17 protein-coding genes and 1 pseudogene are annotated in these 23596 nt (G+C 67.9%); 12 read left to right on the forward strand and 6 right to left on the reverse strand.

The annotated features are described in order from the left end of the window. Positions 1–54 precede the first annotated feature (54 nt). The 4 genes from CupriaWKF_RS10755 (at position 55) to mprA (ending at position 5022) form a co-directional block, all read left to right on the forward strand. On the forward strand, positions 55–972 hold the full coding sequence (locus CupriaWKF_RS10755; RefSeq protein WP_276097885.1) for an NAD kinase: 918 nt from the start codon (positions 55–57) through the stop codon (positions 970–972). A 40-nt stretch (positions 973–1012) separates the two neighbouring features. Continuing rightward, positions 1013–2743: a DNA repair protein RecN gene (gene recN, locus CupriaWKF_RS10760; protein WP_276097886.1), complete on the forward strand. Its 1731-nt coding sequence runs from the start codon at positions 1013–1015 to the stop codon at positions 2741–2743. 69 nt (positions 2744–2812) lie between these two features. Continuing rightward, on the forward strand, positions 2813–3247 hold the full coding sequence (locus CupriaWKF_RS10765; RefSeq protein ID WP_276097887.1) for a hypothetical protein: 435 nt from the start codon (positions 2813–2815) through the stop codon (positions 3245–3247). 119 nt (positions 3248–3366) lie between these two features. Beyond that, on the forward strand, positions 3367–5022 hold the full coding sequence (gene mprA, locus CupriaWKF_RS10770; RefSeq protein ID WP_276097888.1) for an MprA protease, GlyGly-CTERM protein-sorting domain-containing form: 1656 nt from the start codon (positions 3367–3369) through the stop codon (positions 5020–5022). Positions 5023–5034: 12 nt separating this feature from the next. On the opposite strand, the gene rrtA is transcribed toward mprA, so the two are convergent. Both rrtA and glnE read right to left on the reverse strand, forming a co-directional pair. Next, on the reverse strand, positions 5035–5613 hold the full coding sequence (rrtA, locus tag CupriaWKF_RS10775; protein ID WP_276097889.1) for a rhombosortase: 579 nt from the start codon (positions 5611–5613) through the stop codon (positions 5035–5037). 31 nt (positions 5614–5644) lie between these two features. After that, positions 5645–8599, reverse strand: a complete 2955-nt coding sequence (gene glnE, locus CupriaWKF_RS10780; protein WP_276097890.1) for a bifunctional [glutamate--ammonia ligase]-adenylyl-L-tyrosine phosphorylase/[glutamate--ammonia-ligase] adenylyltransferase — start codon at positions 8597–8599, stop codon at positions 5645–5647. 127 nt (positions 8600–8726) lie between these two features. Between glnE and CupriaWKF_RS10785 the strand changes: the two genes are divergently transcribed. The 5 genes from CupriaWKF_RS10785 (at position 8727) to aroG (ending at position 16872) form a co-directional block, all read left to right on the forward strand. Next, positions 8727–12986: a YhdP family protein gene (locus CupriaWKF_RS10785; RefSeq protein ID WP_276097891.1), complete on the forward strand. Its 4260-nt coding sequence runs from the start codon at positions 8727–8729 to the stop codon at positions 12984–12986. 38 nt (positions 12987–13024) lie between these two features. Next, positions 13025–13846: a carbon-nitrogen hydrolase family protein gene (locus CupriaWKF_RS10790; protein WP_276097892.1), complete on the forward strand. Its 822-nt coding sequence runs from the start codon at positions 13025–13027 to the stop codon at positions 13844–13846. A gap of 85 nt (positions 13847–13931) precedes the next feature. After that, entirely contained in the window at positions 13932–15392 is a 1461-nt protein-coding gene (gene tldD, locus CupriaWKF_RS10795) for a metalloprotease TldD (RefSeq protein WP_276097893.1), read from the forward strand. A 94-nt stretch (positions 15393–15486) separates the two neighbouring features. Next, complete coding sequence (locus tag CupriaWKF_RS10800) at positions 15487–15690, forward strand: hypothetical protein (RefSeq protein ID WP_276097894.1); 204 nt, start codon at positions 15487–15489, stop codon at positions 15688–15690. Between the two features lie 99 nt (positions 15691–15789). Then, positions 15790–16872 carry a 3-deoxy-7-phosphoheptulonate synthase AroG gene (aroG, locus tag CupriaWKF_RS10805; RefSeq protein ID WP_276100758.1) on the forward strand — a complete coding sequence of 361 codons (1083 nt, stop codon included), beginning with the start codon at positions 15790–15792 and terminating at the stop codon, positions 16870–16872. 94 nt (positions 16873–16966) lie between these two features. Here aroG and CupriaWKF_RS10810 read toward each other — a convergent pair whose 3' ends face one another. Then, positions 16967–17365, reverse strand: coding sequence for a c-type cytochrome (locus tag CupriaWKF_RS10810; RefSeq protein ID WP_276097895.1), 399 nt, complete (start codon positions 17363–17365; stop codon positions 16967–16969). A 14-nt stretch (positions 17366–17379) separates the two neighbouring features. Continuing rightward, positions 17380–17727 carry a cytochrome c gene (locus CupriaWKF_RS10815; protein WP_276097896.1) on the reverse strand — a complete coding sequence of 116 codons (348 nt, stop codon included), beginning with the start codon at positions 17725–17727 and terminating at the stop codon, positions 17380–17382. A gap of 501 nt (positions 17728–18228) precedes the next feature. Here CupriaWKF_RS10815 and CupriaWKF_RS10820 point away from each other — a divergent pair. Genes CupriaWKF_RS10820 through CupriaWKF_RS10830 form a run of 3 tightly spaced genes read left to right on the forward strand, consistent with a single transcriptional unit; the run spans position 18229 to position 20923 of the window. After that, on the forward strand, positions 18229–19119 hold the full coding sequence (locus CupriaWKF_RS10820; RefSeq protein WP_276097897.1) for a MoxR family ATPase: 891 nt from the start codon (positions 18229–18231) through the stop codon (positions 19117–19119). Next, a complete protein-coding gene (locus CupriaWKF_RS10825) occupies positions 19119–19712 on the forward strand; it encodes a GNAT family protein (protein WP_276097898.1) in 594 nt (197 codons plus the stop codon). The genes CupriaWKF_RS10820 and CupriaWKF_RS10825 overlap by 1 nt, the downstream gene beginning before the upstream one ends. 35 nt (positions 19713–19747) lie before the next feature. Continuing rightward, the gene (locus CupriaWKF_RS10830; RefSeq protein WP_276097899.1) at positions 19748–20923 is read left to right on the forward strand and encodes a VWA domain-containing protein; all 1176 of its coding nucleotides are present in this window, start codon (positions 19748–19750) and stop codon (positions 20921–20923) included. A gap of 135 nt (positions 20924–21058) precedes the next feature. Here CupriaWKF_RS10830 and CupriaWKF_RS10835 read toward each other — a convergent pair whose 3' ends face one another. Together CupriaWKF_RS10835 and CupriaWKF_RS10840 are read right to left on the reverse strand one after the other, a co-directional pair. After that, complete coding sequence (locus CupriaWKF_RS10835; RefSeq protein WP_276097900.1) at positions 21059–22039, reverse strand: tripartite tricarboxylate transporter substrate binding protein; 981 nt, start codon at positions 22037–22039, stop codon at positions 21059–21061. 85 nt (positions 22040–22124) lie between these two features. Beyond that, positions 22125–23561, reverse strand: a pseudogene (locus tag CupriaWKF_RS10840) (aldehyde dehydrogenase); the annotation flags it as partial. Positions 23562–23596 lie beyond the last annotated feature (35 nt).

Consider the following 23596-nt stretch of genomic DNA (forward strand, 5'->3'; position numbering starts at 1 on the left):
TGGCGCGCGCGCCCCATGCTGACAACGGTCACGGCGGTATGGTCTAATCCCCGCATGTCTGCCCCCCCCAAAACCAGCGCCTTGCGCACCCCATTCAAGACCGTGGCCCTCGTGGGACGGTACTCGACTGCCGGCATCGAAGGCCCGCTGGAGGAGCTCGCTTCCTACATCCTGCGCAATGGCCAGGATGTCGTGTTCGAGCGCGAGACTGCCCAGGCCACCGGGCTGACCGGCTATCCCGCTCTGACCCCCGAGGAAATCGGCCGGGAAGCGGACGTGGCCGTGGTGCTGGGCGGGGACGGCACGCTGCTCGGCATTGCGCGCCAGCTCGCCGGCCACAACGTGCCGCTGATCGGGGTCAACCACGGCCGTCTCGGCTTTATGACGGATATCCCGCTCGAGGACGTGCAGTCGGTACTGCCCGACATGCTCGAAGGCCGCTACGAGGCCGAGACCCGGCTGCTGCTAGAGTCCAGCGTGGTGCGCGACGACAGCCGCATCTTCTCGGCGCTGGCCCTGAATGACGTAGTGGTCAACCGCTCGGGCATTTCCGGCATGGTCGAACTGGCGGTGTCGGTGGACGGCAATTTCATGTACAACCAGCGTTCGGACGGCCTGATCGTGTCGACCGCCACCGGTTCGACCGCCTATGCGCTCTCCGCCGGCGGCCCGATCCTCCACCCGACGCTGTCGGGCCTGGTGCTGGTGCCAATCGCGCCGCACTCGCTGTCCAACCGGCCCATCGTGCTGCCGCACGATGCCGAGGTGACGATCGAGGTGGCGACCGCGCGCGATGCCAGCGTCAATTTCGACATGCAGTCGCTCACCTCGCTGCTGCCGGGCGACCGCATCGTCGTGCGCCGCTCGAAGAAGACCATCCAGCTGCTGCACCCGGTGGGCTACAACTACTACGCCACGCTGCGCAAGAAGCTGCACTGGCACGAATACCCGACCGAGGACAACCGCCTCTGAGCGTCCTGTCCCGTCCCGACCGAACCCTTCCACCGCCACGATGCTGCGCAGCCTGTCCATCCGCGATTTCGTCATCGTCGACACGCTCGACCTCGATTTCCAGTCCGGCTTCACTGTCTTCACCGGCGAGACCGGTGCCGGCAAATCGATCCTGATCGACGCGCTTGCGCTGGTGCTGGGCGAGCGCGCCGATGCCGGCATCGTGCGCGAAGGCGCCACGCGCGCCAGCATCAGCGCCACCTTCTCGACCCACCCGGCGCTCGATGCGTGGCTCGACGAGCGCGAACTGGGCAGCGAGGAGGACGGGGACTCGCGTACCGTGCTGCTGCGGCGCACCGTGGACGCCGGCGGCCGCAGCAAGGCCTTCATCAACGGCGCGGCCGCGACGCTGGCCCAGCTGCGCGAGATTGGCGATCAGCTCGTCGACATCCACGGCCAGCATGCCCACCAGCTGCTGCTGCGCCCCGACGCCCAGCGCCTGCTGTTCGATGCCCACGCCGGACTGACCCAGCAGGCCGGCGCCGTGGCCGAGTCCTGGCGCGCGTGGCGCGCCTGCGTGCGCCAGCGCGAGGCGGTCGAGCACCAGTCGCGCGAAATGCAGCTCGAACGCGAGCGGCTCGAATGGCAGGTCGGCGAGCTCGAGAAGCTCGCGCCACAGCCCGGCGAATGGGAAGAGATCCAGGCCGAATACAATCGCCTGTCCCATGCGGCTGGCCTGATCGACGGCAGCCGCGCCGCGCTCGATGCCTTGTCCGAAGCTGACGGCTCCGTGCTGTCCGCGCTCAATTCGATCGTGCACCGGGTGCAGCAGCTCGCCGACGTCGATCCGGCGCTGCGCGACGTGCTCGCCGCGCTGGAGCCCGCGCAGGTGCAGGCCGAGGAAGCCGCGCATTCGCTCATGCGCTACGTGGACCGGCTGGAACTCGACCCCGAACGGCTCGAAGCCGTCAACGAGCGCATGCAGGCACTGCATGCCACGGCGCGCAAGTACCGCCTGCCGCCCGAACAACTGGCCGACGAACTGCTCGCGCGCCGCCAGCAGCTCGACGACCTGCAGTCGGCGCAGGACATCAACAAGGTGCTGGCGCGCGAGGCTGCCGCCAAGGCCGCCTACCTGACGCTGGCCCAGCACCTGAGCCTGGCGCGCAAGGAAGCCGCCGAGGCACTGTCCAGGGCCGTCACCGAAGCCATGCAGGGCTTGTCGATGGCGGGCGGCAGCTTCGTCGCCGCGCTCAACGCGCTCGAGGAAGGCCAGAGCTTTGGCCTGGAACAGGTGGAATTCCTGGTCGCCGGCCACGCCGGCGTCAGTGCCCGGCCACTTGCCCGCGTGGCCTCCGGCGGCGAACTGGCCCGCATCAGCCTAGCGATCTCGGTCATCACCAGCGAAGCGTCGCCCACGCCGACGCTGATCTTCGACGAGGTGGACACCGGCATCGGCGGCGCAGTGGCCGAAGTGGTCGGCCGGCGCCTGCAGGAGCTCGGGCGCGCACGCCAGGTCCTGTGCGTGACGCACCTGCCGCAGGTGGCGGCGCAGGCCGGGCACCATCTGCTGGTCAGCAAGGAAACCACCGGCGACGGGTCCGGCTCGGTCACGCGCTCGCGCATCCGCGCACTCGACGCCGCCGGCCGCGTGGTGGAAACCGCGCGCATGCTGGGTGGCGCGACGGTGACCGCCACCACGCTCCAGCACGCCGAGGAAATGCTCGCGCAAGGCGCGCGTGCGGCCAGTGGCGGCAAGGAAGGCCGGCGCTCGCGACGCAGCGCAGGCTGAGCCGGCAAGCGCCCGAGGGCCGCTGGCAACCTCCGCCGCCTACTATTCACGCATTCACAGGAGCAAACCATGACCCGCCCACTGCCGTCCGCCGGGCGCGCTTTCGTGCCGGCACTCGCCGCCGCCGTGGCTGCCGCCGCGGCACTGCTGGCGCTGCCCGGCTGCCAGGCGCAGCCCAAGGCATCGCAGCCTCCGCGCGGGGCCATTTCGACTGACCGCGTGGTGGGCGACATCATGGTGCGCTTCACCGCGCCCGACGTGAATGTCTCCGAAGAAGCCGGCAAGCTGCTCGATGCCATCGAAGGGCCGATCCGCTACGTGGTCAAGCGGCCGCTGTCGGGCGGCGTGTGGCTGGTGACGGCCATCAGCGCGTCGCCGGATGCCACCATGGACCAGGCACTGGCGACCTTGCGCGCCGCGCCGCGCATCGGCACGGCCGAACCCGACCGGGTACTCAAGCCCAACCACACCATGCCGGTCGGCCGCGACATGCCGGCGAGCTGAGCGGTCATACCACCCTACTCGGCCGGGTTAAGCCTTCGGCACACTTGCGGAATCCGGCCGGATCGTATTCGCTTCATAGCACTCCACCAACCCTTTTGGCGCGCACCGGGAGAGTGTCCATGCTGCACTTGTCGCACCATATTTCAAGGCGCAGTTGCGCCGCTGCCCGTCGATGGTCGGCCACGGTGCTCGTGGGCCTGTGCTGGGCGATACATGCCCCCGCCACGCTGGCGGCCGGCACGGTTCAGGCCGCACCCGCCTATACCGGCAATGTCATCGTACGTTGGCGTGACGCCAGCATCACGCCCAGTGCCTCGGCCGCGAACGGCGCGCCCGGCGCAATGGCCGGCGCCAAGCAGGGCACCGCGGCCGCGGAAGACCGCCTGCAGCAGTTGCGCAGCCACTCAGGCGTCAATCTCGCCGTGTGGCGGAGCATGGCCGGCAATATGGAACTGCTGGGCACAGCCGACGGCAGCACCCCTGATCCGGAGGCATTGGCGGCCAAACTGCGACAAGATCCAAGCGTCGCCGACGCCGTGCCTGACCGCTGGCTGCATCTGCACGACACGATTCCCAACGATCCCGAATTCGCCTCAGCCCAGCCCTACATGATGGGCACGGGCACCGCCATTGGCGGCGCAAACCTTCCCCACGCGTGGGACCGGTCGCGCGGCAGCACGAACATGGTGGTCGCGGTGCTCGACACGGGCTACCTGCCCCACCCTGACCTGGCCGGGAAATTCCTGGCCGGATACGACTTCATCAGCAGCGACACCATCTCCAACGACAACCAACCCGGCCGCGACAGCGATGCCACGGATGCGGGCGACAATGTACCGGTGGGCTTCCTCTGCCCTGGCAGTTCCACGGCGACCACGGTGGCCACGCCTAATTCCTGGCATGGCACGCGCGTGGCGAGCGTGCTCGGCGCCGTGACCAACAACGGACTCGGCATTGCCGGCGTCGACTGGAACACGCGCATCCTGCCGGTACGGGTCTCCGGACGCTGCGGCGCCCTGCTCTCCGATACCGTGGACGGCCTGCGCTGGGCCGCCGGCATCAGCGTGCCCAGTGTGCCGGACAACCCCAACCCTGCGCGCGTGGTCAACATCAGCCTTGGGGGCGGCACCTGCACCAGCATCGAACAGCAGGCCATCAACGACGTAGTCGGGCGCGGCGTGTCCGTGGTCGTGGCCGCCGGCAACAGCGCCGGGGTGCTCGAAGCGCCAGCCGATTGCAGCGGCGTGATTGCCGTGACCGCCCATGCCAACGATGGCGAGAACGCGAGCTTCGCCAATGTGGGGTCGAAGGTCACCATCAGCGCGCCCGGCGGTGGTTGCGGCAACTCCAAGGTGGTGAACGGCGCGTGCACGACGACCGTGTCGGTCATCCGTACGCTCACTAACGATGGCACCACATCGCTGGGCGCCTACACGATCCGCGATTCGCAGGGCACCAGTTTCGCTGCGCCGATGGTATCGGGCGTGGTGTCGCTAATGCTGGCCGTCAATCCGTCGCTGACGCCGGCACAGGTGACTGCCGCGCTAAAGAGTTCGGCGCGGCCGCATCCGTCCGGCACCTTTTGCACGACCAATCCGGGCGTATGCGGCGCGGGCCTGCTTGATGCCGACGGCGCGCTGAGCGCGGCGGCAGGCACCAGTACGGCCGCGCCGGCGCCGTCGGGCGGTGGCGGTGGCGGCGCCATCGACCCGTGGCTCGCCATGTTGCTGGGCGCAGCAGGATTTCTCGCTCTCGCACTGCGCCGCCGCGGCTGAGCGGCCGCAGCTTCAATGCGGGGCCGGCGCGCGCCGGCCCCGCCACCACTCCTGCACCAGCCAGCAAGCGAGCCCGGCGACCGCGCCAGCCGCATGGGCGGCACGGACCACGCCAAAGCCCCAGGACCGATCGAACACCACGGGGGCCAACCACGATTGCTCAAGCCATACCTTGACGATGACGCCAAGGCTCAGCAGCACGCCGACCGCTCGCGGCAATCCCGGCACGCGCAACAAGTTCAGCGCAGCCCAGAGTGCCAGCCCATGGAGAGCGCCGGACATTCCGCCATACCAGCCGATCGCAGGCATGCGCAGCAGCGCCAGCTGAACCGCGATGCCGCAGGCTACCAGTACCAGCAGCGCCTCCCGCACGCGCGCGGCACGTCCGGCCAGCAGCAGCAAACCCGTGGCAGCGCATGCATCGGCGAGCCAATGACGCCAGTCCAGGTGGACCCACATAGCCGTCACCAGCCGCCACCACTCGCCGCCGGCAAGCACGGCATCGCGCAGATAGAGGCCGTGCGCGTGCAGCCACGGCACGAAGCTCATCAGCGCCGACAGCCCCCACACCGGCGCAAGGCCGGCCAGCATGCCCGGCCACGCCGCGCCGGGCCGGGCCCGATCAGGCGGCACCGAACACGGCCTGCCAGAGCGCCAGGACGCGCGCGGTCTGCTCCGCCACCTGCGTGGCGGGCACGCGGGCCTGGTCCTGCCCGTCGAGCCGCAGCTGGTGCTGGCGGGCGCGGAACTGCCGGTAGGCATCGCCGACCTGCACCGCCAGCGCGGCATCGATCAGGCCGAGCTCTCCGGCTTCGCGCAGCAGCGCGATATTGCCGGCGTTGCGCGTGAGCTGCGGATGGATCCGGCTATGCAGCAGTACCAGGTACTGCACGGTGAACTCGATATCCACCATGCCGCCGCGGTCATGCTTGAGATCGAACAGCTGCGTCGGGTTCGGATGCCCCTCAGCCACCTTGCCGCGCATCTGCACGATCTCGTCGCGCAGCGCGGCCGCGTCGCGCGGCTGGCGCAGGACTTCGTCGCGCAGCGCCTCGAAGCGCGCGCCGATCGCCACATCGCCGGCGCAGAAGCGGGCCCGCGTGAGCGCCTGGTGCTCCCAGACCCAGGCGGTGTTGTCGCCCTCGCGCAGCTGGTAGCGGCGGAACGCATCGAAGCTGGTGACGAGCAGGCCGGCCGCGCCGTTCGGGCGCAGCCGCATGTCGACGTCGAACAGCGACCCGGCCGCCGTATGGCTGGTCAGCCAGGTGATCAGGCGCCGCGCATAGGCCGCGTACACATCGGGCGCGCGCTCGTGCTCGTCTTCATACAGGAAGATGATGTCCAGGTCCGAGGCATAGCCAAGTTCCTTGCCACCCAGGCGGCCATAGGCGATCACGGCAAAGCGCGGCACGTCGCGGTGGCGCGTCGCGAGCTGGCGCCAGACCGTTTCCAGCGTGGCCTCGAGCATGGCGTCGGCCAGGTCGGACAGCCGGTCCGCAATCTGCTCGACCGTGAGCAGCCCCTGCAGGTCCTGCAGCAGGATGCGGAAGGTCTCGGCGTGGTGCTCGCGGCGCAGGATGTCCATCTGCTGCTCGACCTGCCCGTCCGCGGCCAGCAGGCGCTCGGACAGCCGGCGGCGGAACGCGGCCCAGTCGGGCGCGCCGGCCAGCGCATCGCTGTCGAGCAGTTCGTCGAGCAGTTGCGGGTGGCGCGTCAGGTAGGCGGCTGCCCAGCGCGACGCGTGCAGCGTATGCGCGACGCGGTCCATTGCCTGCGGGTATTCCGACAGCAGCGAGAGATACGATGCGCGGCGGCTGATCGCCTCGAGGAAATCGATGAAGCGCGTGATGGTGCTGTCCGAGTCCTCCTGCCTGGCCGCGAGGTCCAGCGCGCGGTTGACGAGCTGGTCGAAGCGCACGCGGCTCGTTTCCGACAGCGCGCGGTAGCGCAGCGACGCGGCAATCGCCCTCAGCCGGTCCACCAGGCCCGTGCAATCGGTGAAGCCCGCGTCCTGCAAGCGCTGGCACGGCGACACCTCGGTATCCGGGCCGCTCTGGTCGGGCCCCTCCTGCGTGCCGCGCGCCTGCTGGTCTTCCACGACGATGCCGGGCCACAGCGCCTCGCACGGGGAAGCGTCGGGATCGGAGAACGTGACCTCGAACTGCTGCGCCACCGGCTCCTGCAGCCTGGCCAGCTTGTCGAGCAATTCGGGCCAGTCGGCGCAGCCCATCATCTGCGCCACGGCAAGCTGCTCGTCCGGCGTGGTCGGCAGGTGGTGGGTCTGGGCGTCGTCGCGATACTGCAGGCGGTGTTCGAGCTGGCGCAGGAAACGGTAGGCATCGGCCAGCTGCGCGGCCTGGGCCGCAGGCAGCAGGCCGCGATCGACGGCAACCGCCAGCACTTCGAGCGTCGGCCGCACGCGCAGCGCCGGATCCTGTCCGCCGCGGATGAGCTGGAACACCTGCGCCATGAATTCGATCTCGCGGATGCCGCCGCGCCCAAGCTTGATATTGAACGAACGCTGGTTGACGCCATGCCCCGGCAGCCCGCCGCTGCGCTTGGCCGCCTCGCTGCGGATCTGCGCATGCAGCGAGCGGATCGCCGCGATCACGCCGTAGTCCAGGTAGCGTCGGAACACGAAGGGCGTGGTCAGCCGCGCCAGCAGGTCCGCGGCACGCTGCGCGTGCGGCGTATCGAGCGCGGACACCACCCTGCCCTTGATCCACGCGTAGCGCTCCCACTCGCGGCCCTGCACCACCAGGTACTCCTCCAGCATGCCCAGGCTGCAAGCCAGCGGACCGGCATCGCCATTGGGCCGCAGGCGCATGTCCACGCGGAACACGTAGCCGTCGCCGGTCACGTCGGCCAGCAGGTTGATCAGGCGCCGGCCCAGCCGGATGAAGTACTCGTGGTTGGACAGGCTGCGCGTGCCGCCACGGGTCTCGCCGTCCTCGTCATACAGGAAGATCAGGTCGATGTCGGACGAGACATTGAGTTCGCGTCCGCCAAGCTTGCCCATGCCGACCACGACCAGTTCCTGCACCTCGCCGCTCTGCTCGCCGACCGGCCTGCCGAAGGTGACGGCAAGATCGTCGCCCAGCATGGCCAGCCCGTGCTGGATGCACAGTTCGGCGAGATCGGTCATGGCCCCGGTGACCTCGGCCAGCGTGGCCTGGCCGCGCAGGTCGCGCTCGACCGCCACGCACATGACCTCGGCGCGCAGGCGCCGCAGCGCGCGCTTGACGGACTCCTCCAGGTCGGCCGATGGCTCCTGCAATGCCTTCAGGCGCTCGCTCATCCAGGTCCGGGACAGCGGCTGCGCCGCGGCGGCCGCCACGATGCCCGGCAACTCCGGCCGGGCCAGCAAGACACGGCGTACGTAATGCGAATATGCAGCCGAGTACAATACGTGGCCCCCGAAACCGGCCGGTTCCGGCCCCGTGGCAGCGGTAGTGGCGAATGCGCCGCAAGCCATGTTGCCCAGCGGCTGGGCGGGCGTGGCGCCTGCGCCATCCTGGCCAGGCTGGATGTCGGCAGTATTGCCCACCGCGGAACTCGTCGGATCAGAGGCAGTCATTCCAGTAACTTGAAATGCGTGAAGAGGTGCGGCGCGCCCGCGGCATCCTTCGCGTGTCAGGTGTTTGCAACAAACAAAGGCCGGGCGCCAGATTGGAGAGCGGCTAGTATTGTCGGATAATCTGCGCATGTCCAGCCGCGCCCCTACCCCTGCCGACGGCTCCCCCCCCAACGCGGGCGCGGGCAGCCAGGAGGCCGTCGCCAGCCTGGCTTCTCCCCTTGCTTCCCCGTCGATCGCTGCGCCGGTTTCGCCCGCTGCGCGCCTTCGCGCGTTTGCGCACGGGTGCGCCGGATTGCTGCGCGCGGCCGTGCGCCATCCAGTCTGGCGCGGCCTGGGCCGCACGCTGCTGCGGCTGGCGCTGGCGCTGCTGGCGCTGGCGCTGGTGGCGGGACTGCTGATCCGCTTCGTGCTCTGGCCGCAGGCATCGGCCGCGCGGCAGTGGCTGGAAGACCGCGGCTCGCTGGCGCTGTCGGCGAAGCTGACCATCGATTCGCTCGACACCTACTGGAATGGCTGGCATCCGGCCTTTCGCGCACACGGCGTGAAAGTGGTCGACGCCCAGCAGCGCACGCTGATCTCGGCCGGCTCGCTTGACGGCCAGCTCGCCTGGCGCTCGCTGTTCAGCATGAACCTGCAGTTCGGGACGCTCAGCGCGGCCCAGGCCGATGTGCTGGTACGCCGCACGCCGGAGGGCAAGCTGCTGGTCGCCGGCATGGCGGTCGACACCGCCGGCGGCAACAGCGACGACAATCGCTTCCTGGACTGGCTGATGACCCAGGGCCAGATGGACCTGACCGACGGCAAGCTGCGCTGGCTGGACGAAAAAGGCCACCTGCCGCAACTGGACGTGGCCCAGATCCATTTCAGCGCGCGGCGTATGGGCCAGCATCACGAGATCAGCCTCGAAGCGCAGTCCGAGGCGCTGGCGCCGCGGCCGCTGGTGATGCGCGCGAACCTGCGCCACGACTACCTGCGCAGCGCCGGCAACTGGCGCCATTGGTCCGGGCAGGCAAGCTGGGATGTGACGCAACTGCAGTTGCCGGTCGTGCAGCGCTACCTGACCGTGTTCGAGCGCGTGACCGGTGGCAGCTTCAGCACCGACGGCTCAGTCGAGTTCAGCGGGGGCCGCATCGTGCGCAGCCAGGCGCGGCTGCGCGGCAGCGGCATCGACCTGCAGCTCGCGGGCGCCAGCGAAGCGCTGCAGCTCGCCAACGCCCAGGCCTTCCTGCTGCATCGCAGCGACCGCGATGGCAACAACCTGCTGACCATCGACACCCTGCTTTGGCAACCGCAGCCGGCGGCCGGTCCGCCGTCCGCCAACGACACCGCCTGGCGCGAAGGCATGCGCAAGGTCACGCTGGGCTGGAGCATGGACAACAAGGGCGAGCTGCGCAAGTTCTCGCTGAAAGCCCCGACGTTCGACCTGAACACGGTGCGCGCGCTGGCCACGTCGATGCCGGTCGATACCGCGGTGCTGCGCCAGCTGCGCGCGCTGCAGCCGGCCGGCCATATCGACAACCTGAACGTGAGCTGGAACCGCGATCGCCAGGGCATGCTCGAACGGCGTCCAGGCAAGGCGCACTATGCCGTGCAGGGCACGCTGCGCAACGTCTCGGTCAACGGCCAGCCCGCGGTGCCCGCGCTCGGGGCCAATGGCAAGCCGAACCTGGGCGTGCCGGGCTTTGCCAACCTGTCGGGCACGTTCAGTTTCGACGACCGGCAGGGCGCGGTGCACTTCGAGGGCGCCAATTCCGCGCTGGTGTTGCCCGGCATGTTCGACGAGCCTCGCCTGCCCTTTGACCAGATTGGCGGCGACTTGCGCTGGACCCGCCAGGACGGCCATATGACGGTGACGGTGGACAACATCCGCTTCGCCAATGCGGACACGGCCGGCAACGTGAGCGGCAGCTGGCGCACGGGCGGCGACAGCACAGCGGGCATTGCCGACCTGAGCGGCGAGCTGAGCCGGGCGCAGGTGGCGCGGGTGCCACGCTATCTGCCGCTAGGCATCCCCGCCGGCACGCGCCACTACCTGGCCGGCGCGCTGGCCGGTGGCGAAGCCGCCGGCGTGCGTTTCGTGCTCAAGGGCGACCTGACGCATTTCCCCTTCCACGCCCCCTTCGAGAAGGCCGGCGACTTCCGCGTGGAAGTCCCGATCCGCCAGGTCAGGTACCAGATCGCGGCACACGAGACCGGCGCGGGCGGCGCCCCGCTGTGGCCCGCCTTTGCCGACATCGACGGCCAGGTGCTGTTCGAACGCGGCGGCATGTCGTTCCTGGCCCGCCGCGCTACCGTCCACGGCATCGCCGGCGTGACGCTGCAGGACGTGAGCGGCCGCATCGACGATCTCAGCGACCATGGGCGCCTGGAGATCGACGGCGGCGCCAGCGGCGCCGTGCAAGGCTTCCTGCAGTACATGGCGGCGTCGCCGGTTCGCGAATGGACCGGGCACGTGGTGGACAACGCGCGCGCGCAAGGCAACGGCGAACTCCGGCTCAAGCTCGACATGCCGCTGACCAATGCCAATGCCACGCGTGTCGACGGCACCTTCCGCTTCCCCGGCAACGATGTCGTGCTCAATGCCCAGGTCCCGCAGCTGGGAGGCGCCAGCGGCATCATCGCCTTCAATGAGCACGGCTTCCAGCTCGCCAATATGCGCGCGCGTTTTCTCGGCGGCGAAGTCCGCATCGGCGGCGGCTCGCAGCCCGATGGCAGCGTGCGCGTGAGCGCGAACGGCAATGCCACGGCGGCAGGCCTGCGCGAAGCGGCGGCAGGCTCCGCGGCGGCGGCGCTGGCGGCCAGGCTGGAAGGCGGCACCGGCTATGGCGCGGTGTTCAGCGCGCGCGAGCGCCAGACGCAGGTGCAGGTCAGCTCCGATCTCAACGGCATGGCCATCGGCCTGCCCCCGCCGCTGGCCAAGCCGGCCGCGCAGGACATGCCCCTGCGTTTCGAACTGCGCCCCGCGCAGGGACGCACCGGCCTGGACGAAATGCTGGTCCAGCTTGGCGGCGCGCTCAATGCCCGCTACCTGCTGCGCCACGACCGCAACGGCGGCGACACCGAGGTGGTGGCCGGCGCCATCGGCCTGCAGCAGGCCGCGCCGCTGCCCGCGAGCGGCGTCACCGCGGCGGCCACGCTCGACCAGTTCGATGTCGATGACTGGCGCTCCGCCCTCGCCAGCCTGGGAAGCCTGCAGGGCGACGGCAGCCGCCGCGCCAGCCCTCCGGCTTTCCTGCCCGAGCGCATCCACGCGCGCATGCGCACGCTCAAGGCCGCGGGCCGCACACTCGACGACGTTACGGTTGACGCCGCGCGCGAGGCCGGCGGCTGGGACGTCAACCTGGACTCGCGCCAGATCGCCGGCAATATGCAGTGGCGGGCCGAAGGCCCATCAGGCTCGGGCGCCATGCGCCTGCGCCTGAGCCGGCTGAACGTGCCCGACGCGAGCGATGAACACAATGTCGTCGACGCCATCGCCGATAGCATCGACACGCTGCCGTCCATCGACCTGGTAGCCGAGCAGTTCACGCTGCGCGGACACGATTTCGGCAAGCTGGAGGTCGTGGCACGCAGCAGCAAGAGCGGCAACGAGCCGGTCTGGACCCTCGAGCGGCTGCTGATCGAGCAGCCTGGCGCCACGCTGACCGGCAGCGGCACCTGGCGCGTGCCGCGCCGGCTGCGCGACGGCGACGCGGCCAACGCCCCGCGCCGCACGGCGCTGACGTTCGCCATCGAGATCCGCGATGCGGGCGCCACGCTGGAGCGCCTGGGTCTGCCGCATACGCTGCGCGACGGCAAGGGCAAGCTCGAAGGCCGCGTGGCATGGCGCGGCTCGCCGATGTCGATCGATTACCCGACCCTGGGCGGGCGGCTTTCGCTCGAACTGGAGAATGGCCAGATCCTGAGCGTCGAGCCCGGCGCCGCGCGCCTGCTCGGCGTGCTGAGCCTGCAGGGCCTGCTGCGCTTTGCCTCGCTCGATTTCCGTACGCTGTCCGGGCGCGGCCTGCTGTTCGACCGCATTTCCGGCTCCGGCACGATCGAGAACGGCGTCGGATCGATCCAGGACTTCGAACTGAAGAGCCCTCAGATCATCGCGAGCATGTCGGGTTCGGCCAACCTGCTGCGCGAGACCCAGGACCTGGATGTCCAGGTGATACCGCGCATCAGCGCCACCACCACGTCGGTGGCAGCCGCCTTCATCAACCCGGTGCTGGGCATCGGCACGCTCGCGGCGCAGTTGCTGTTCGCCGACGAGTTCTCCAGGGTGTTCACGCAGCACTACCGCATCACCGGCAGCTGGGCCAACCCGCAGATCGGCAAAGTGGGGGACAATAAGGCGCAACACCCGACGTACCAGAACCGCACCGAACCGGCCCTGTCGCCCTGACCGCCAGCGTCGCGGCGCGCTGCCCGAGGAAACGATCCATGCAAGCCCCCGCCCCGTTTCGTGTTGCCGCCATCCAGACCGTGACCGGCACGTCGCTAGACGCCAACCTGGCCCGTGCCGACGCGCTGATCGCCGAAGCCGCGCGCGGCGGCGCCGAGCTGGTGCTGCTGCCCGAGTACTTCTGCATGATGGGCCAGCGCGAAGCCGACAAGATCGCCATCCGCGAACAGGACGGCGACGGCCCGGTGCAGCGATTCCTGGCCGACGCCGCGCGGCGCCACCGCATCTGGCTGGTGGGCGGCACCTTGCCGATGTGGTGCGGCGACGATGCGCGCGTCTACAACACCTCGCTCGCGTTCGATCCGCGCGGCGAACGCGTGGCCCGCTACGACAAGATCCACCTGTTCGGCTTTACGCGCGGCACGGAGAGCTATGACGAATCGCGCACCATCCTGGCAGGCAGCGCGCCGGTCAGCTTCGAGGCGCCTTGCGGACGCGTCGCGATGTCGGTGTGCTACGACCTGCGCTTTCCGGAGCTCTACCGCGGACTTGCCGGCGATGACGGCGCCAGCTTGATTCTGATGCCGGCCGCCTTCACCTACACCACTGGGCAGGCCCATTGGGAAATCCTGCTGCGCGCACGGGCCATCGAAAACCAGTGCTATGTGCTTGCCGCCGCACAAGGTGGCAAGCATGAGAACGGCCGCCGCACCTGGGGCCATTCGATGCTGGTCGATCCGTGGGGCGAAGTGCAGGCTGTGCTGCCCGAGGGCGAAGGCGTGGTCAGCGGCGTGATCGACCCCGCGCGGCTGGCCGAAGTCCGGCAGAACCTGCCCGCGCTGAAGCACCGGGTGCTGTAGCATTGGGGAAAGCTTCCGCCACCAAACCAGATTCACGGCGCCGGCCACCTTGCCGGCGCCCCAGCAAGAAAGAAAGGGACTGTTCATGAACGCCGGCGATCTCGGAATCCGCAACCTTGCCACCGCGCAGCAACTGCTGCTGGCGCCGTATGGCCTGGACGAAGCCAAGCTGCAGCGCGTGCTGGCCGACATCTTCACGCACAAGGTCGACTATGCCGACCTGTATTTCCAGTACACGCGCAACGAGGCCTGGAGCCTCGAGGAAGGCATCGTCAAGTCGGGCAGCTTCAGTATCGACCAGGGCGTCGGCGTGCGCGCCGTCTCCGGCGACAAGACCGCCTTCGCCTACTCGGACGACATCAGCCTGCCGGCGCTGTCGCAGGCCGCGGCGGCCACGCGCACCATCGGCCGTGCCGGCGGCGGCCGCATCAAGGTGGCCAGCGAGCTGGCCTCGCAGACGGGCCGCAACCTGTACACGCCGAACGACCCGCTCGACTCGATGGCCGCCGCCGAGAAGGTGGCGCTGCTCGAACGTATCGAGCGTATGGCGCGCGCCAAGGACCCGCGCGTGGTGCAGGTCATGGCCGGATTGGCCGGCGAATATGACGTGGTGCTGGTGGCGCGCAGCGACGGCGTGATCGCCGCGGACGTGCGTCCGCTGGTGCGCGTGTCGGTCACGGTGATCGCCGAACAAGGCGGCCGGCGCGAGATGGGTTCGTCCGGCGGCGGCGGCCGCTACGCCTACGGCTACTTCACCGATGCACTGCTCCAGCAGTACGTGGACGAGGCCGTGTCCTCCGCGCTGGTCAACCTGGACGCGCGCCCCGCGCCTGCCGGCGCGATGACCGTGGTGCTCGGCCCGGGCTGGCCCGGCGTGCTGCTGCACGAGGCGGTCGGCCACGGCCTGGAAGGCGATTTCAACCGCAAGGGCTCGTCGGCATTTGCCGGCCGCATGGGCGAGCGCGTGGCCGCCAAGGGCGTGACCGTGGTCGATGACGGCACGCTGGCCAACCGCCGCGGCTCGCTCAACCTGGACGACGAAGGCAACCCGACCCAGTGCACCACGCTGATCGAGGACGGCATCCTGCGCGGCTACATCCAGGACACGCTCAACGCACGCCTGATGAAGATGCCCGTCACCGGCAACGCGCGCCGCGAAAGCTACGCCGCGCTGCCGATGCCGCGCATGACCAACACCTACATGCTCAACGGCGATCGCGATCCGCAGGAAATCATCGCCAGTGTGAAGAAGGGCCTGTATGCCGTGAACTTCGGCGGCGGCCAGGTCGATATCACCAACGGCAAGTTCGTGTTCTCGGCAAGCGAGGCCTACATGATCGAGGATGGCAAGATCACCTATCCGGTCAAGGGCGCCACACTGGTCGGCAACGGCCCGGAATCGCTCAAGGACGTCACCATGATCGGCAACGACATGCGGCTGGACTCGGGCGTGGGCGTGTGCGGCAAGGAAGGCCAGAGCGTGCCCGTGGGCGTCGGCCAGCCGACGCTGCGCATCGAGAACATGACGGTGGGCGGCACGGCCTGAGCGCGTGACGGCTGCGCCATGCGCATGGGAAGTCCGGCGCGGCACTTGCCAACCCCTGCAAAAGGCGCTATAAAGATGCTTCGCGGTCGGAAAGGTGATCGTCGCAAACCGAATTTTTGACGGTGCCCGCGCAATTTCCTGCCCTTCTGTCACGCAGCGCAGCATAAATGCCGCGCTTCGAAATGAAATCGAATACAAGCTGACCTCAGCCAAACCCTTCTTCGCCATGTCCGCTAAGTTTTACTTTTACTTTTTTAGCGAACCCACACCGCTGGCGGATAGGGAGGGACGGCTGTAAGCGCCCCGAACCGAAAAGAAAAAGCCGCCAGCAAGACTGGCGGCTTTTTTTATACCTGCTTCACCAAGACAACATCCTCGACCTCACAAGACCGGACCCATCATGCTGAAGAACACCGACGACCTGCGCATCCGTGAACTCAAGGAACTGCTGCCGCCCGCGCACCTGATCCGCGAGTTCGCCTGCACCGAAAAGGCTTCGGACGTGATCTACGCCGCGCGCCAGTCCATGCACCGCATCCTGCACGGCATGGATGACCGCCTGATCGTCATCATCGGCCCCTGCTCGATCCACGACACGAAGGCCGCGCTCGAATACGCCAAGCTGCTCAAGGTGCAGCGCGACCGCTTCGCCAATGAGCTGGAGGTCGTGATGCGGGTCTATTTCGAGAAGCCGCGCACCACGGTCGGCTGGAAGGGCCTGATCAACGACCCGTACATGGACGGCAGCTTCAAGATCAACGACGGCCTGCGCACCGCGCGCGAGCTGCTGCTGAACATCAGCGAGATGGGCGTGCCGACCGGCACCGAGTACCTGGACATGATCAGCCCGCAGTACATCGCCGACCTGGTCAGCTGGGGCGCGATCGGCGCGCGCACGACGGAATCGCAAGTGCACCGCGAACTCGCGTCGGGACTGTCGTGCCCGGTCGGCTTCAAGAACGGCACCGACGGCAACGTCAAGATCGCCGTTGACGCGATCAAGGCCGCGTCGCAGCCGCACCATTTCCTGTCGGTGACCAAGGGCGGCCACTCGGCGATCGTGTCGACCTCGGGCAACGAGGACTGCCACATCATCCTGCGCGGCGGCAAGACGCCGAACTACGATGCGGCCAGCGTGCAGGAAGCATGCGACGCCATCGCCAAGTCGGGCCTGGCCGCACGCCTGATGATCGATGCCTCGCACGCCAACAGCAGCAAGAAGCATGAGAATCAGATCCCGGTGTGCGAGGACATCGGCCGCCAGCTCGCCGCGGGCGACGATCGCATCGTGGGCGTGATGGTCGAGTCGCACCTGGTGGCGGGCCGCCAGGACCATGCCCAGGGCACGCCGGTGGAAAGCCTGACCTACGGCCAGTCCGTGACCGATGCCTGCATCGGCTGGGATGACTCGGTCAAGGTGCTCGAAACGCTGGCCGAGGCCGTCAAGGCCCGCCGCCTGGCAAGCGGCAGCGGCAACTGAGCACAGGACGCGGGGCCCCGCCCCGTGCGCCGGGCAATAAAAAACCGCTTCATATCGAAGCGGTTTTTTTATTGCCGAGTCTCCGGCGTGCTGCTTATTTCTTCAGCACCAGGTCGCCCGGCAGCGACTCGATGTAGGCGGCGATGTCCTTCAGTTCCTTGCGCGTGAACGGGCGCGGCTTGCCGGCCTTGTCCGTGACGGCCGGGTTGGCGTTGACCTGGCCAGCCATGATCGCGTTGGAGCGGCCCACTTGCGGCACGCCTGAAACCTGGTACGACAGCAGCGCGTGGTAGAGGTAGTCGGCATGCTGGCCGGCCAGCTTGGGATAATCCGGCGAGATCGGAGCGTTGAGTCCCTGGCCGTGGCAGGCCACGCAATTGCCCTTCTCCACCAGCGCCTTGCCGGCGGCGAGGTCGGCTGCCGAGGCAGTGGCTGCGGAGGCACCCAGCACGAGTGCGCCAATCGCGAACGAAAGCGTCTGAAGCGTCTTCATGGTTGCGGTGTCTCTCACTTCAAGGTGTTGTTCTGCGAACCGGCCTTCTGCTGCGAGTAGTAGGCCGCCACGTCGGCGATGTCCTGGTCGGTCAGCGTGGCGGCAATGCCGCGCATGGTCGGGTGCTTGCGATCGCCCTTCTGGTAGCCCTTCAGTGCGTTCTCGATGTACTTGGCGCTCTGGCCGCCCAGCATCGGGACTTCGTAGACTTCGGGGAACGACGCACGGTAGCCCGGAATGCCGTGGCATCCGATGCACATTGCAACCTTGTCCTTGGCAGCGTCTCCATTGCCCTTGACGTCCTGTGCCAGCGCTGCCGTTGCAGCCGCGCCCAGCACCACCATCGTGAGGAGCTTTTTCATTGTCTTAGCGGATTGGAAGTTAAACCGTGCGTGACCTGCCCTGCCGGGCGGAGACGGTCTCAGAATGCTTCTCTGCGGGAAGCCTGGCAGCCGGGATGTGGAACACCATTCTGGAACCACCTCTCGCAATCACCGCGACCCGGACGGACCGCAGGGACTTCTGAACGCGGACTGCCGGATACTGGAGAACTGGACGTGGGGGCGCGTCAAACCGCCGCATTGTACAGCAGGCGGCACCTGGCAGTCCAGCCGCGGCCCCGGGAGCAACCCTAATGTCAGCCGGCGCCAACACGAACCGCAAAGGTCTTTTATACTGACCGATCCAGGAATTCCGAACGATCGTTCGCGGATCTGCCACAACGGTGCCCTGGCGCCATGGCATCGCCAGGCGGATCCGGTTTCCATAATGAAAGCGCGCGTGACAGCGCGAAGAGACTGCGCTAAACACGCCGAACCGGCCTAATCCGGCCAGAATCCCGGCCGTCCACCTCAGGTTGCCACATGTCCAACACCGCCAACGCTTCCGCCCAAGCCTCCTCCGCCCAGCAGATCAAGTTCGAGGGCAGTGACCAGTATGTCGCCACCGACGACCTCAAGCTGGCCGTCAATGCCGCGCGCACGCTGCAACGTCCGCTGCTGATCAAGGGCGAGCCGGGCACCGGCAAGACCATGCTGGCCGAGGAAGTGGCCGCCGCGCTGGGCATGCCGCTGCTGCAATGGCACATCAAGTCGACCACCAAGGCGCAGCAGGGCCTGTACGAGTACGACGCCGTATCGCGCCTGCGCGACTCGCAGCTCGGCGACGACCGCGTGCACGACATCCGCAACTACATTGTCAAGGGCGTGCTGTGGCAGGCCTTCGAAGCCGGCCAACAGGTGGTGCTGCTGATCGACGAGATCGACAAGGCCGATATCGAATTCCCGAACGACCTGCTGCGCGAACTTGACCGCATGGAGTTCTACGTCTACGAGACGCGCGAACTGGTCAAGGCCAGGCATCGTCCGCTGGTGATCATCACCTCGAACAACGAGAAGGAGCTGCCGGACGCCTTCCTGCGCCGCTGCTTCTTCCACTACATCAAGTTCCCGGATGCCGAGACGATGCAGCAGATCGTCGACGTCCACTATCCCGGCATCAAGCGCGAGCTGGTGGCCGCGGCGCTGGAATCGTTCTATGAGATGCGCAACCTGCCTGGCCTGAAGAAGAAGCCGTCCACGTCGGAGCTGATCGACTGGCTCAAGCTGCTGATGGCCGAGGACATTCCGGCCGAGGCGCTGCGCAGCCCGGACAAGAAGGCCGCGATCCCGCCGCTGCATGGCGCGCTGCTCAAGAACGAGCAGGACGTGCACCTGTTCGAGCGCCTGGTGTTCATGAACCGCGCGAACCGCTGATGAGCGACTTCATCCAACCCGTCACGCTGTCAGGCCGGCACGCCACGCTCGAGCCGCTCAGGGCCGAGCACGCGCAAGGCCTGCGCGCTGCTGCTGCCGACGGCGACCTGTGGAAGCTGTGGTACACCAGCGTGCCCGCGCCCGAGCGCATGGAAGCCGAGATCGCGCGTCGCCTTGGCCTGCAAGAGCAGGGCTCGATGCAGCCGTTCGCGGTGCGCGACGCCAATGGCGAACTCGCCGGCATGACGACGTACATGAACATCGACGCGGCCAACCGGCGCGTGGAGATCGGCTCCACGTGGTATGCGCAGCGCGTCCAGCGCACGCCGCTGAACACCGAGTGCAAGCTGATGCTGCTGCGCCATGCGTTCGAACAGCTCGAGTGCATCGCCGTGGAGTTCCGCACGCACTGGATGAACCACCAGAGCCGCACGGCCATCGCGCGCCTGGGCGCGAAACAGGACGGCGTGCTGCGCAACCACACGCGCATGCCGGACGGTTCGCTGCGCGACACCGTGGTGTTCTCGATCATCGCCAGCGAATGGCCGGCGGTGCGCAATCACCTGCAATTCCAGCTCGAGCGGCCGCGCTGAGGCGCGCCGCCTGCTGCCACTGATCGCGAGGCACCATGCTGATCGATTTCTTCTTCTCGCTGCGCCACGCCAAGCTGCCGGTCTCGGTCAAGGAGTACCTGACCATGCTCGAAGCGCTCAAGGCCCAGGTCATCACGCCATCGATCGACGAGTTCTACTACCTGGCGCGCATGACGCTGGTCAAGGACGAGAAGCACTTCGACAAGTTCGACCAGACCTTCGGCGCGTATTTCAAGGGCGTGGAAAGCCTGGTCGACTGGAAGTCCGACATTCCACTCGACTGGCTGCAGAAGACGCTCGAGCGCGAACTCTCGGCCGAGGAAAAGGCCAAGATCGAGGCCATGGGCGGACTCGACAAGCTCATGGAACGCCTGAAGCAACTGCTCGAAGAGCAGAAGGAAAAGCATGAGGGCGGCAACAAGTGGATCGGCACGGGCGGCACCTCGCCGTTCGGGCACGGCGGCTACAACCCCGAGGGCATCCGCATCGGCGGACCGTCCAAGGGCAACCGCACCGCGATCAAGGTGTGGGAAGCGCGCACCTACAAGGACTATGACGACCAGGTCGAACTCGGCACGCGCAACATCAAGGTGGCACTGCGCCGCCTGCGGCGTTTCGCACGCGACGGCGCCGACACCGAGCTGGACCTGGACGACACCATCCACTCCACCGCGGCCAATGCCGGCCTGCTCGACATCAAGCTGCGGCCCGAGCGCCACAACAAGGTCAAGGTGCTGATGCTGATGGATGTGGGCGGCTCGATGGACGATCACATCAAGCGCGTGGAGGAACTGTTCTCGGCCACCAAGACCGAGTTCAAGCACCTCGAGTACTACTACTTCCACAACTGCCTGTACGACCATGTGTGGAAGAACAACCGCCGCCGCCACGCTGAAAAGCTGAACACGTGGGACCTGCTGCACAAGTACACGCCCGACTACAAGATCATCTTCGTCGGCGACGCGACCATGAGCCCGTACGAGATCCTGCAGCCCGGTGGCTCGGTCGAGTACAACAATGCGGAAGCCGGCTCGGTGTGGCTGAACCGCGTGACCGAGCAGTTCCCGCACTTCGTCTGGCTCAACCCGGAGCCGGAGGGCCTGTGGCAGTACCGGCAGTCGATCACGGTTATCAACCAGCTGATGAAGGGACGCATGTATCCCGTCACGCTGGCGGGCCTGGAAGCGGCGATGAAGGTGTTGTCGAAGTGAGGCGGTGAATGGCCAGGCTTTACCGGCGTGGCCGCGGGTACGCCACCCGGCCCCGCTGATCGGCCTGGTCATGCCCCATGCCTTGCGTGCGAGCCAGTCCCGGCATCGCGGCGATCAGGGTCGCGCGGGTTGCGCTCAGTCCAAGGTGATTCCCGCCGCCCGGATGAACGCCCCATAGCGGTTCCGGTCGGCGTTCTGCCGGTCGGCAAATGCCTGGATGCTCAGGGGCTGCGCCGTCCCGCCAAGACGGTTGACGTTCTCCTGCAACTGCGCGCTGCCCAGGACACGGTTGATTTCCCGGTTCATGCGCTCGACGATGGCCTGCGGCGTGCCAGCCGGCGCATAAACGCCGAAGGTGGTGTCGCCGTCCACGCCGCCCAATCCGGCTTCGGCCACGGTGGGCACTCCCGGGTACTGGGCCGCGCGCCTGGCGCTGGCCACCGCCAGCAAGCGCAGCTTGCCACTGGCAACATGCTGCAGGCCGGGGCCGGGGTCGAACATGAACTGCACCTGCCCCGCCAGCAGGTCATTCAGGGCCGGCGCCGCGCCCTTGTAGGGTACGTGCAGGACATCGAGCTTGCCGGCGCGCCTGAACATCTCCGCAGCGATATGGGGCGAACTGCCATTGCCGGGGGAACCGTAGCTGAGCTTGCCCGGATGCGCGCGCAGGTAGGCGATGAATTCGTTCAGGGTCGTGGCCGGGACTGACGGGTGCACCAGCAGGTAGACGCGCACCAGCGCCACCGATGCCACCGGCACCAGGTCCTTCTGCGGGTCGTAAGGCATCTTCTTGTACAGGAACGGATCGATGGTGACCGCGCCGCCCGATGTCAGCAGGAAGGTATAGCCGTCGGCCGGCGCCTTGGCCACGGCGTCGCCGCCGATCGTGCCGTTGGCACCGGGCCGGTTGTCGATCACGACCGGCTGCTTCAGCGCCTCGCCCAGCGCTGGCGCAACGCCGCGCGCGAGCGTGTCGGCCGCGCCGCCGGCCGGAAAATTGACCACGAGCCGGATCGGCTTGGCAGGCCAGGTCTGCGCGCTGGTAGCACTGGCCAGCGCCGCCAGCAGGCAGGCGCCGACGCTCAGGCGGCGCACGAAACGGTAGGGAAAGGGCATGACTTTGTCTCGGGGATGCCGGACGGTGATCCGCCCGTGCAGGTTCTGGTACATTCCGGCCGGCTGGCGGCTCAGAACGGATAGGTCGCGGCGTAGTCTGCACGGTGATCCAGCGCAGTTCGGTAAATGCGTCAATGCCCGCCTTGCCGCTGAAACGGCCGTAGCCGCTCGCCTTGACGCCACCAAACGGCATTTGCGCCTCGTCATGGACGGTAGGCCCGTTGACATGGCAGATGCCAGAGTCGATGCGGCCCGCGACTTGCATGGCGCGAGCCGTGTCCCGGCCGAACACCGCAGCGGACAGCCCATACTCCGAATCGTTGGCACAGGCAATGGCCGCCTCCACCCCGCTCACCCGCACCACGGCCTTGACCGGGCCGAACGACTCCTCGCGGTATATGTCCATGGCCGGCGTCACATGACCGAGGATCGTCGCGGGCATCAGCGTGCTGGTGGCCTTGCTACCGCAGGCGAGCCGCGCACCCTTGGCCAGCGCGTCGTCGATCATCGCGTTGCAGCGCTGCACGGTGGTCATGTCGACCACCGACCCGAGCACCGCCGGACCCTCGCGCGGATCGGCCAGCGGCAGGGCGGCGGCGCGCGCCGCCAGCTTTTCCACAAAGGCGTCGGCAACCGCGTCATCGACGATCATGCGTTCCGTCGACATGCAGATCTGGCCTGAATTGGCGAAGGCGCCGAATATCGCGGCGTCTACGGCTGCATCGAGATCGGCATCGTCGAGCACCACCAGCGGCGCCTTGCCGCCCAACTCCAGCACGGCCGGCTTCAGGTACTGCGCGCAGGTCTGCGCGATCAGCCTGCCGACGCGCGTGGAGCCGGTGAAGTTGACACGCCGCACCGCCGGGTGGGCAATGATCGCTTCGACCACCGTTGCCGCGTCGGCCGGGGCATTGGTGATGAAATTGACGACGCCCGCCGGGAAGCCCGCCTCCGCCAGCGCATCGATGATCAGGCCATGCGTGGCCGGGCAGATTTCCGCGCCCTTCAGGATGACGGTATTGCCGCACGCCAGCGCCGTTGCCACGGCACGCACGCCCAGGATCACCGGCGCGTTCCACGGCGCGATGCCCAGCACCACGCCCGCGCCCTGCCGCACCGCCATCGCCAGGCTGCCGGGCACATCCGATGGAATCACCTCGCCGTTGATCCGCGTCGTCAGCGCGGCCGCTTCCTGGAGCATGCCGACCGCAAGGTGCACATTGAAGCCAGCCCAAATCGCCGAGGCACCGGTCTCCACCGCCATGGCGGCCGTAATCGCCTCGGCCTTGGCTTCGAGCGAATGCGCGGCGCGCATCAGCAACCCGCGCCGCTCGCCAGGACCGGTGTCGCGCCATGCGGGAAAGGCTCGCCCAGCGGCTTCGGCTGCCGCCAGCGCGTCGGCTGCCGTGGCCGCCGGCGCGCGCGTGGCCACGCTGTGGTCAAGCGGATTGCGCCGCTTGAAGGTGGCGCCGCTGGCGGCCTGCGCGCGCTCGCCGTTGATCAGCATCGTGATGCTTTGCATGCTGTAGTCTCCTGGAAATGATGTCTTGTCCTTCT

Source organism: Cupriavidus sp. WKF15, assembly GCF_029278605.1.
GTDB lineage: Bacteria > Pseudomonadota > Gammaproteobacteria > Burkholderiales > Burkholderiaceae > Cupriavidus.